Source organism: Flavobacterium sp. (assembly GCF_044349645.1).
In the GTDB taxonomy this organism is placed as follows: Bacteria; Bacteroidota; Bacteroidia; order Flavobacteriales; family Flavobacteriaceae; genus Flavobacterium.
Map to the genome: position 1 here is coordinate 1 of NZ_JBIKQP010000046.1, position 11,144 is coordinate 11,144.

Below are 11,144 nucleotides of genomic sequence, written 5' to 3' on the forward strand. Positions count from 1 at the left end.
AAAATCATTGCGACTTTTGAAGCAAGACGACCTAAGTTATGCCCATCGGCATCAACAATGATCCACTCCTTTGTAACGGTGGCTTTGCTTGCTGATTGTGTCTTGTAGCTTAATGCGTCCATAATATATTTTTAATTAAACATTCCATCCCCAATAAAAAGGGGTTGCAAAAGTACAATTATTTATTTTAAATACAAATACCTGATTAAGATTATTTTAAAAATATTTATTACCTCTAATTAACATTACTACAAGGATTAAAAATTAATGGCTTTTTCTTTAATCTTTACTTTTTTATAACATCTATTTTTTTTGTAAAAATTTAATGTAATCTGCTTTTCATTCCTATTTTTTAACTTAAAAGAGTTTTTATTAATAATTTTTATTCAATTTTCGTACTTTTACACCTAATTTTATTTCAATGAAATCAAAAGCTACTTTAAAACAAATTGCAAAAGAACTACTAGTTTCTGTTTCTACAGTTTCTAAAGCTTTAAACGATAGTCCTGAAATTAGTACCCAAACTAAAATCAGAATTAAAGAATATGCAAAACTTAAAAATTACAAACCAAATGTTATTGGTATCAATTTAAAAAGTAGAAAAACGAAAACTATTGGAGTAATTATTCCTAATATTCTAAATTCTTTTTTCGCAAAAGTCTTCACAGGAATTGAGAAAGTTGCCGAATCCAAAGGTTACAATGTCATAATGTGTATTTCTAATGAATCTATTGAAAAAGAAATTCACGCATTGGAAATTTTAAGTAATGGAACTATTGACGGATTTATTTTGTCTATTTCTAAAGAGGCACAAAAGTTAAATGAATACGAGCATTTTAAAGAAATCATTAATGACGGTACTCCAATTGTAATGTTCGATAGAACTTCAGACGAAGTGGAATGCGACAAAGTAATTGTAGACGATTTTGATTCTGCTAGAAACGCAACCCAACATTTAATTGATTTAGGTTGTAAAAAAGTAGCATTATTTTCATCAATTGATAACTTAAGCGTTGGAAAACTAAGATATGAAGGTTATCTAAAAGCGCTTCAAGACAATAATTTTCCAATTGATGAGAACTTAATCATTAGAACTGAATCAGAGGAAGAGTCCAATTTAAAAATTCAAAATCTTTTTGAAAAACATAAAATCGATGGAATTTTTGCTTTAGATGAAAATGATTCTGTTGCAGCATTAAAATTCGGTTTAAAATTTGGTTATAAAATACCAGAAAACCTTTCAATAATAGGTTTTGCTGATGGAATTTTGGCCTCTCGACGTTTATCTCCAAGTCTAACAACCGTTAGTCAACATGGCCCAGAAATTGGCGAAGCTGCCGCAAAATTGTTAATTGAAAGATTGGAAAACACCAAATTCGACGAAGAAAGTGTTTATAAAACTACAGTTATCAAAACAGAATTAAGAGATAGAGAATCTACGAAGAAGGCAAAATAAATCCTTTTTTCTTATCGTCTTTCCATGTAACATATCCCAACACAGCATTAATTAGGTAGAATAAATACTTTATCAAATTAGCGACATTCATTATCATAACACTCTGAACAATCTTCGACAAATTATAGGTTTGCCACATAATCCAATTGTCAGGGTACATCCTACTATTATTAAATGTTCCTCCAAAACTAATTCCCGCAGGAACCGCAATTGCAAAAAACAATCCCCAATCAATTGGTTTGTCACTTAAATACTTAAAACCGATGTAATTTAGAACAAGCGATAATACCACACCAAAAAATAAATTTCTATAGAAAATACCGTCAATGCTATTTAGAATTCTCTTTTCTTTCCAAATTCTGAAAGCAAAATAATTTCCAAAAAATGAAATTGGGTAGGTTAATATTGCCGCAATATTTCCTAATAAATAATCAATTACACCACTTAAAGCGGTATTTAATGTTCCAATGAAATTTCCAATGTTATTTTTTTTGGTCACCAAACGAGTTGAAATCATCGAAAAACCAACATTAATTATTGAAAAAATTCCTAGTGGAATAACATATTCAATTGAATTAATTTGAACGTTTACTTCAGTTTTGTGATAACCTAAATATATTGATCCAATGAGCACAATTACTAACCCAATTATATCTAAATACTGACTATTAGTAATTGACTTTATGGTATTTATGGATTTTTCTGAAAGTAAAAACATTCTTTTTTTGAATAGTGGGTTATTATTAATGCGCTGCCAACCAATCGTTACCTTCACCAATTTCAACAATCAAAGGTACATTTAAGGTGAAAGCATTTTCCATTTCATGCTTAATCATCGGTTTGATTTTTTCTAATTCTGAGTGATGAACATCAAATACTAATTCATCATGAACTTGCAAAAGCATTTTACTTTTCCAATTTTCGCTTGTCAGTTTTTCATGAATATTAATCATAGCAATTTTTATAATATCGGCGGCACTTCCCTGAATTGGAGCATTCACTGCGTTTCTTTCGGCACCACCACGTACAATTGCGTTTTGTGAATTGATGTCTTTTAAATAGCGACGTCTACCAAGAATTGTTTGCACATAACCGTTTTCTCTTGCAAATTGAATTTGGTTATTTATATAAGATTTCAAACTTGGATAGGTTTGATAATAAGCTTCAATCAAAGCTGCACTTTCAGCTCTAGAAAGGGAAGTTTGGTTACTCAACCCGAAGGCAGATACGCCATAAATAATTCCAAAATTCACCGTTTTAGCATGGCTTCTTTGTTCGCGCGTCACTTCTTCCAACGGAATATTAAAAACTTTCGAAGCTGTTGCTTTATGAATATCTTCGTTTTTTTGGAAAGATTGAATCATGTTTTCTTCACCGCTTAAAGCTGCAATTATGCGAAGCTCAATTTGAGAATAATCGGCAGAAACCAAGGTATAATTTTCATCGCGTGCCACAAATGCTTTTCTAATCTGACGACCTCTTTCAGTTCGAATTGGGATATTCTGCAAATTTGGATTATTGGAACTCAGCCTTCCTGTAGCAGCAACAGTTTGCATGTAATCAGTGTGAATTCTATTGGTAGTCGAATCTACTTGGTTTGGCAATGCATCAACATAGGTGTTTTGTAATTTTACTAATTGTCTCCAATCCAAAATTGCTTTTACAATTTCATGTTCCTTAACCAAATAATTTAAAATTTCTTCACCGGTTGCATATTGCCCAGTTTTTGTCTTTTTTTGTTTTGCTCCGCCAATTTTTAATTTGTCAAATAAAATGTCTCCTAATTGTTTTGGGGATGCCAAATTGAATTTTTCACCTGCAATTTCATAAATGGTAGTTTCCAGTTTTTGGATGTCATTGCCTAAATCGTGTGATAATGATTTTAAAAAATCTACATCTACTCGAATACCTTCTTTTTCCATTGCTGCCAAAACTTTTACCAATGGAATTTCAATTTCATCAAAGAGTTTTTTGGTATCCGTATTATCTAATTGTAGGGTAAAATTTTCTTTTAATTGCAATGTTATATCAGCATCTTCAGCAGCATATTCTTTTATATCTTCCAAAGAAACATCGCGCATTGAAAGCTGATTTTTTCCTTTCTTACCAATTAAATCTTCAATGGATTTTGGAGAATATTTTAAATAAGTCTCAGACAAAATATCCATATTATGACGCATATCAGGATTAATTAGATAATGCGCAATCATCGTGTCAAACAATTTACCTTTAACTTGAATTGAATAATTGGAAAGAACTTTTAAATCGTATTTTAAGTTTTGTCCGATTTTTTCAATCGATTCATTCTCAAAAAACGGCCTGAATTTTTCAATTAATAAAATCGATTCTTCTTTATTTTCTGGAAAGGGAACATAAAATCCTTTTCCTTTTTCATAGGAAAATGCAATTCCTACTAATTCGGCATGTAAGGCATCTATGTTGGTAGTTTCGGTATCAAAACATACAGAAGTTTGATTTTGTAGGTTTTGCAAAAGCAATTTTACCGCCAAATCCCCTTGAATTGTTTGATAAAAATGTTCGGTATTTTCTAAAGAATTATAATACTGATGACGCGTTTCATCGGATGTTGCATCAGGATTTGTACTTCCAAAAAGATCAAATTGATCTTCGTTTTTCGGCTGAGGCTTTTTGTATAATTTAGCTTCTTCAACTTGACTAATTTGCGCCGGAGTTCCTCCTTTTTTAAATATGGAATCAAATTGTTCTGCCATTCTTCTGAATTCTAGTTCATTGAATAAGGCATCTGTTTTTGCAACATCAGGAGTGGATAATTCGTAGTCATTTTCATCAAAAACTACAGGGCAATCTAAAAGTATGGTCGCCAATTTTTTTGATAGTATCCCTTTTTCTTTATTGGCTTCAATATTGTCTTTCATTTTTCCAGAAAGCTTATCGGTATTGGCCAATAAATTCTCCATTGTACCAAATTCTTTCAAAAATTTCTTAGCCGTCACTTCTCCAACTCCCGGAAGTCCAGGAATATTATCAGCAGTATCGCCCATCATTCCCAGGAAATCAATTACTTGTTCTGGTCTTTCAATTTCAAATTTTTCAAGTACTTCAGGAATTCCCCATATTTCAATTCCATTTCCCATTCTTGCGGGTTTGTACATAAATATATTCTCTGATACCAATTGGGCAAAATCTTTATCGGGAGTAACCATAAAAACTTTAAAATTTTGTTTTTCGGCTTGTTTTGCAATGGTACCTATTAAATCGTCAGCTTCATATCCTTTTACTTCAATAATAGGAATGTGCATCGCCTTCAATAATTCTTGGATATAAGGAACAGCAATTTTAATGGCGTCGGGAGTTGCGTCACGATTGGCTTTGTATTCTGGAAAAATATCATTTCGTAAATCACTTCCTCCTTTATCAAAGGCTACAGCTAAATGATCCGGTTTTTCTCTTTTGATGACATCCATTAATGAATTCATAAAACCCATGATTGCGGAAGTATCAAGTCCTTTTGAATTGATTCTAGGGTTTTTAATAAAGGCATAATAACCTCGGAAAATTAAAGCATAAGCATCTAACAGGAACAATCTTTTTTGAGCTGACATATATTGTAAAGTGTATTTTAATTTGTAAAAATAATCAATCGAAATTTAAAGAGTACAATTCAAGTTAATTTTTATTTAATAGAAGTTACATTTGTTTAATTTATTCGTTCTTTTGTAAAAATTTTTTTGAATGGCTTTCAGAATCCTCATCCTTTGTTTTATAATTTTTATTTTTGAACTTTATGCTTTTCAAGCTATTAAAACAATTACTAAGGTAAGATGGGTTTTAACATCTTATATTGTTATTTCGCTTTCAGCTATAATTTTTATTGTATATCAATTTACAAAATTTGATAGAAGTGTGGGTCAAACCAAAATGACGATGATCACTTTGGGATTGTTATTGTTAGTTTTACTTCCAAAATTCTTAATGGCTTTTATTTTACTTATTGAAGATATTTACCGATTATTTGTTGGAACTTCAAATTATTTTTCAAATTACAGTAAAGACGCCACTTTTTTTCCTCAGAGAAGAAAATTTGTAAGTCAGATTGCTTTAGGGTTGGCGGCTATTCCATTTGCATCTCTAATTTACGGAATGACTTTTGGAAAATATAATTTTAAAGTGATCAAGCAAAGGCTTTATTTTCCAGATTTGCCAGATGCCTTTGACGGTTTTACAATTACTCAAATTTCTGATGTTCACAGCGGTAGTTTTGACAATCCTGATAAAATAAATTACGCGATTGATTTAGTTAATGAGCAGAATTCCGATATGATTTTGTTTACAGGTGATATCGTTAATACCCATGCTAAAGAAATGCATCCTTGGATTGATACCTTTAAAAGAATCAAAGAACATAAATATGGAAAATTTTCAGTGCTTGGGAATCACGACTATGGAGAATATGTAACTTGGCCTTCTCAAGAAGCTAAAGAAGAAAATTTTAAAGCAATTAAAGATTTATATGGTAAAATAGATTTTAAATTGTTATTGAATGAACATACATTTATTGAAAAAGGAGAAGATAAAATTGCATTGGTGGGGGTAGAAAATTGGGGCAATAATTTTAAGAAAGCTGGCGATATCAATCTGGCTTCCGCCAATTTAACTAAGGATGATTTCAAAATTTTAATGAGTCATGACCCATCACATTGGGAATATGAAGTTAAAAATCATGAGAAAAATTTCCATTTGACTTTATCGGGTCACACGCACGGAATGCAGTTTGGAATAGAAATTCCTGGTTATTTCAAATGGAGTTTGGTTCAATATGTTTACAAACAATGGGCTGGATTATACGAAAATAAGGGAAGATACGTTTATGTTAATAGAGGATTTGGTTTTCACGCCTATCCTGGACGCGTTGGAATTATGCCGGAAATTACCGTTATAGAACTAAAAAAAGGAAAATATACAGTGTAATTTGTTAAATTCCTTATATTTGTACCGTATAATCTCTATTTAGAAGTCTAAATTAAATTAAATTTTTTGGTTTTATGTCAAAATTTGGAGAACTAATAAATACTCAATTACCAGTGCTAATTGATTTTTACACAGAATGGAACGAGCCTTCAGTTTCTATGCATCCTGTTATCAGAGATGTGGCTGCAGCCCTTGGTGACAAAGCAAAAGTAATAAAAATCGACGTTGATAAAAATCAAGAATTAGCCGATGCTTTACGAATTAAAGGACTTCCAACTTTAATGATTTACAAACAAGGTCAGATGGTTTGGAGACAATCTGGTGAGCTTGATGCTAATACAATTATTAGCTTGGTTCAAGACCAAATTTAAGATCAAAAAAAAGCAATTTCCGTACATTTATTACATTTATAATGAAAAATATCACCCTATTTTTAAATAAAGTGATATTTTTTTTACTTTTTTTTATTCATTATCCCTGTCAAATAGTTTGAACATTTGATTGTACATGTTGAATACTTTTCTATTCTCATTATAGAATTCAAAATCTTTACTGTCTTTCATTACTTCCAATAGGCTTCTGTATCTTTCTATATTGGTAACAACCTCCATAGCCACTGTTCCTAATTCTGAAGGTTTGTAGTTACTAAAATACTTTAATTGTTCTTGGTATTTTTTCGAAAGTTCAGTTAATAATTTTCTAGCCTTTTCCTTTTTGCCAATAGCGTAATAACCGCTAGCAAATGGCTCAACCATAGTATAATAATCGTAGTATCTAATAGGCATTTTTTTCATACCCAAGTCAATGATTTCTTCTGCTTTCGCAAATTTCTTTTCGTTTATCAATTGCTCCATTAATCTAGACATATTGGTTCTATAAGAAATACTATTTCTTCGAGTCTCGTTGTCATGATAAATATTTGGACTATCTCCATTACCCCAATCCCATTTTTTTACTAATTTATACATCACCTCAGAATCAATACATCCCATATCATGTTGGCTTGCATCCTTAGCAACTGGTGTTTTAATTGGGACTAATTTATAAAGCATTCCATTCAATTGAAGGAAATCTTTCATCCACAGGTAATCGTCATCGCCGAAACTACCAGGAGAAAAATAAATTGGTCTTTTCCAATCATTATTAGCCAAAATATCCAACATCATTATACGGTTTTTATAGATTGCTCTACCTTTAATATCAATATCAATGTAAGGAACAATAGAATCATAGAATTTTGGGCTCACCACTTTATTCTTAATGATATTATTTTTATCAATTAACAATCTGATTTTATTGGTTGGATAAAAATGTACCTTTTGTCCGTTTGGCATATCTACAAATGTTTTAGGATCATCACTTTTAGAAAATTCCATAAAATTCTTAATGTCCCAACGAGTATCAGTCAATTGGTTATAAACTATATAATCTAATTTATCTCCAACATATTGATCGTGTGTAAATGATATTGGTAAACCATCCGATTTATAAGTTTTGTTTTTCATTTGATCGATGTACCAATCGGTCATAAACAAGCTGGTATTAACTATTTTTACGTCAGTTCTAATGTTCTCAATTTCTTGTGCGTACCAAAGTGGAAAAGTATCATTATCGCCAATGGTATATAAAATTGCATTTTTATCACAAGAATTCAAATAGTTTTTCGCCAAAGCAATTGCAGTAAATTTTCCAGAACGATCGTGATCATCCCAGTTTTGAGAAGCCATTAATATCGGTGCTCCTAGAATTGTTGTTGCTAGTACAATTGGCCCAGCAAATTTTGGTTGGAGGTAATTTTTTAAAATGTCATAAATGGCATAAACTCCAATTCCTATCCAAATTGCAAAAACATAAAACGAACCTACTAATGCATAATCTCTCTCACGAGGTTCATAGGGTCTTTCATTTAAATATACTTTTAGAGCCAATCCAGTAAATAGGAACAATACTAAAAGCACATAAAAACTTTTTTGATTTTTATAGGCATGGTATAACAATCCGATTAAACCAAGTAAAAATGGAATGAAATAATATACATTTCTACCTTTATTATTTAAAGTATCTGACGGTAAATCATATTGTGGTCCAAGATGTAATTCATCGATAAAGTCAATTCCACTTAACCAATTTCCATCAACCAAGTCATAATTTCCTTGATTGTCATTTTGTCTACCAGTATAATTCCACATTAAATACCTCCAATACATGTAACCAAATTGGTATTCAAACATGAATTGGATATTATCAGCAGTTGATGGTTTCTCAATAATAAGATAATCGCCATACGTCTTTAAAAAAGTAACATAATCCCCGTTATCAACTCTTTTTGCAGCATAAGCAGCTCTAAACTCATTAACAGTTTTCTCAACTTCGTCTCTTAATTGTGAACTTGCTTTTGCTAAATCCTCTTCCGAAAGTTGGTTAATATCAATTCCATATTGTCCTAAATCTTCTTCATAGGCATAATTTGGATTCATTTTGAATTCAGGCGGATTAGTGAAATCCATATAATTTTCTACATGCTCAGTGCTCCATAAACGAGGTAAAAACGCTTTTTGATTGTCGTCACTGTTTTGTTCTGCATTTTTATAATTATTGGTAATTATATATTTACCGGTTTTATAATCTCTTTCATAGTTAGGCGCTTTGTCTAAATAAGGAGTTTCTTTGTCTAATCCTGCAAAAGTATCAGTGTATTGAGGACCGTAAAACAATGGATTGTTTCCATATTGTTCTCTATTATAATAGGCCAAAACTTCTGCTGCATCTGAAGGTTTATTTTCATTGATTACCGTATTTGCATTAGCACGAATTGGCAACATCATCCAAGTTGAAAATCCAATTAAGATGAATAATACACATAAAATTAAAGTATTCATTTGAACATACCCTTTTGATTTTGTGTATTTAATTCCAAAATAAAACAATCCTATCAATAATAATGTCACGAAAATAGTACCAGAATCAAAAGGCAAGCCAAGGCTATTAACCATAAATATTTCTGCTTTACCAAAAAACGCCATGGTTAAAGGCAATAATAATTTGAATATAAATAGTAAAACTGCCACTACAACAACATTGGCTATAATGAAATTTTTAAAAGTTACTGTTTTGTAATTTTTGAAAAAATATAAGAATCCTATAGCCGGAATTGTTAATAGAGCCATAAAGTGGACTCCAAATGAAAGCCCCACGATTAATGAAATTAATAGCAACCATCTGTTTCCGCGAGGAGTATTCATGTCTTGTTCCCAGCGCAATCCAAGCCAAAATAACAAAGCGATAAATAAGGTAGCCATTGCATAAACTTCAGCTTCCACAGCATTGTACCAAAAACTATCTGAAAAAGTAAAAGCTAGGGAACCTATAAAAGAACTTCCTAAAACTACAATAGCGTTATTTTTTGAAATTGGCTCATTTGAACCTTCGTAATCATTAGAAAAAGCAATGGAATTAACTATTTTTCTAATTAATAATGTAGAAGACCAAAAAAGGAATAAAATGGTAAATGCGCTTGAAAAAACCGACATCATATTTACCATTAAAGCAATGTATTTTGCATCAGTGGCAAACATAGCGAAAAAGGCTCCAATCATTTGAAATAATGGCGCTCCGGGTGGGTGACCTACTTCAAGTTTTGCCGCTGTGGCAATATATTCTCCGCAGTCCCAAAAACTCATTGTTGGTTCAACGGTAAGTGTATATGTGGTTAATGCTATTGCAAATGTGATCCAACCTAAAATGGTATTCCATTTGTTAAAATTGAAGTTTGTCATATATATAGTATGAATTTTACTTTTTTTTGATGTACAAAGAAAATGTTTTTTTGCTTAATGAAATGCTAAAAATTTATTTTTAATTATTTTTATGTAAAAAATTTGTGAAACTTAAAATTTCGTTTAATTTTGCACTCGCTTTAAAGCAACGGAATTGGTCTATGGTGTAATGGTAACACAACTGTTTTTGGTGCAGTCTTTCTAGGTTCGAGTCCTAGTAGACCAACAAAAAACTCCTCAAGAAATTGAGGAGTTTTTTTATGGTTAAAACCTTAATAATTTTTTGATTTGACAATAAGATTGCAGAATGATTTTTGGTTTATAAAAAAAATAGTATATTTGCATCGTTATTTATATGAAAGATTAGATAATGAGGCACGCATTGCGTGCCTCTTTTTATAAAAGCTATGACATTTAAAGATAAAGTAAGTCGCTCATTGGAAGAAGCATTATTAGAAAAGCCATCACTTTTTTTAATTGATTTGAACATAAGCGAAAGTTTTAAAATAACAGTAACATTAGATGGTGATTCTGGTGTGATCCTTCAAGATTGTATTGATATCAGCCGTTCTATAGAGAATAATTTAGATAGAGAAGAATGTGATTTCTCATTAGAAGTTGCATCAGCAGGAGTTTCATCGCCATTAAAAAATATTCGTCAATACAAAAAGAACATTGGAAGAACACTTCAAGTGGAAACCCAAACTACTACAATAGAAGCAAAATTAACAGATGCTAATGATGATTTTATTGTATTAGAATGGGAGGCAAGAGAGCCTAAAAAAATTGGAAAAGGGAAAGAAACCGTTCAAAAAAGAGAAGAAATCCCATATTCAGAAATAAAAAAAGCAATAGTTATAATAATTTTTTAATAGATAGAGCATGGAAAATTTAGCTTTAATCGATTCGTTTTCAGAGTTTAAAGACGATAAACTTATTGATCGTGTAACGCTAATGGCGAT

The 11,144-nt window shown here is 31.1% G+C and carries 8 protein-coding genes and 1 tRNA gene; 5 read left to right on the forward strand and 4 right to left on the reverse strand.

All coding sequences use genetic code 11. The features are described from left to right. Positions 1 to 122: uL13 family ribosomal protein (locus tag AC9UFV_RS08565; RefSeq protein ID WP_509574862.1), on the reverse strand; the 122-nt coding region annotated here is incomplete at its 3' end. Positions 123 to 421: 299 nt separating this feature from the next. On the opposite strand from AC9UFV_RS08565, the gene AC9UFV_RS08570 reads away from it, so the two are divergent. Next, positions 422 to 1,456 carry a LacI family DNA-binding transcriptional regulator gene (locus AC9UFV_RS08570; RefSeq protein ID WP_509574850.1) on the forward strand — a complete coding sequence of 345 codons (1,035 nt, stop codon included), beginning with the start codon at positions 422 to 424 and terminating at the stop codon, positions 1,454 to 1,456. Here the strand turns inward: AC9UFV_RS08570 and AC9UFV_RS08575 are convergent. Both AC9UFV_RS08575 and polA read right to left on the reverse strand, forming a co-directional pair. Beyond that, positions 1,437 to 2,174 carry a nicotinamide mononucleotide transporter family protein gene (locus AC9UFV_RS08575; protein WP_509574852.1) on the reverse strand — a complete coding sequence of 246 codons (738 nt, stop codon included), beginning with the start codon at positions 2,172 to 2,174 and terminating at the stop codon, positions 1,437 to 1,439. The two genes, AC9UFV_RS08570 and AC9UFV_RS08575, sit on opposite strands and share 20 nt — an antisense overlap. Before the next feature lie 25 nt (positions 2,175 to 2,199). Next, complete coding sequence (gene polA, locus AC9UFV_RS08580; protein WP_509574854.1) at positions 2,200 to 5,040, reverse strand: DNA polymerase I; 2,841 nt, start codon at positions 5,038 to 5,040, stop codon at positions 2,200 to 2,202. 130 nt (positions 5,041 to 5,170) lie between these two features. Here polA and AC9UFV_RS08585 point away from each other — a divergent pair, with 130 nt between their 5' ends. Continuing rightward, positions 5,171 to 6,406: a metallophosphoesterase gene (locus tag AC9UFV_RS08585; RefSeq protein ID WP_509574856.1), complete on the forward strand. Its 1,236-nt coding sequence runs from the start codon at positions 5,171 to 5,173 to the stop codon at positions 6,404 to 6,406. A gap of 74 nt (positions 6,407 to 6,480) precedes the next feature. Continuing rightward, positions 6,481 to 6,777, forward strand: a complete 297-nt coding sequence (locus AC9UFV_RS08590) for a thioredoxin family protein (RefSeq protein ID WP_509521458.1) — start codon at positions 6,481 to 6,483, stop codon at positions 6,775 to 6,777. A gap of 93 nt (positions 6,778 to 6,870) precedes the next feature. Here AC9UFV_RS08590 and AC9UFV_RS08595 read toward each other — a convergent pair whose 3' ends face one another. Continuing rightward, positions 6,871 to 10,182 carry a glycosyltransferase family 117 protein gene (locus AC9UFV_RS08595; protein WP_509574858.1) on the reverse strand — a complete coding sequence of 1,104 codons (3,312 nt, stop codon included), beginning with the start codon at positions 10,180 to 10,182 and terminating at the stop codon, positions 6,871 to 6,873. Positions 10,183 to 10,337: 155 nt separating this feature from the next. Between AC9UFV_RS08595 and AC9UFV_RS08600 the strand changes: the two genes are divergently transcribed. Both AC9UFV_RS08600 and rimP read left to right on the forward strand, forming a co-directional pair. Next, a tRNA-Gln gene (locus tag AC9UFV_RS08600) sits at positions 10,338 to 10,408 on the forward strand. 181 nt (positions 10,409 to 10,589) lie between these two features. After that, the gene (gene rimP / locus AC9UFV_RS08605) at positions 10,590 to 11,054 is read left to right on the forward strand and encodes a ribosome assembly cofactor RimP (RefSeq protein WP_509574860.1); all 465 of its coding nucleotides are present in this window, start codon (positions 10,590 to 10,592) and stop codon (positions 11,052 to 11,054) included. The last annotated feature ends 90 nt before the right edge of the window (positions 11,055 to 11,144 follow it).

Bases quoted from the DNA above. Each gene is read 5' to 3' on its own strand.
- polA (WP_509574854.1), bottom strand. From the start codon at position 5,040: ATGTCAGCTCAAAAAAGATTGTTCCTGTTAGATGCTTATGCTTTAATT.
- AC9UFV_RS08585 (WP_509574856.1), top strand. From the start codon at position 5,171: ATGGCTTTCAGAATCCTCATCCTTTGTTTTATAATTTTTATTTTTGAA.
- AC9UFV_RS08590 (WP_509521458.1), top strand. From the start codon at position 6,481: ATGTCAAAATTTGGAGAACTAATAAATACTCAATTACCAGTGCTAATT.
- rimP (WP_509574860.1), top strand. From the start codon at position 10,590: ATGACATTTAAAGATAAAGTAAGTCGCTCATTGGAAGAAGCATTATTA.
- AC9UFV_RS08595 (WP_509574858.1), bottom strand. From the start codon at position 10,182: ATGACAAACTTCAATTTTAACAAATGGAATACCATTTTAGGTTGGATC.
- AC9UFV_RS08575 (WP_509574852.1), bottom strand. From the start codon at position 2,174: ATGTTTTTACTTTCAGAAAAATCCATAAATACCATAAAGTCAATTACT.
- AC9UFV_RS08570 (WP_509574850.1), top strand. From the start codon at position 422: ATGAAATCAAAAGCTACTTTAAAACAAATTGCAAAAGAACTACTAGTT.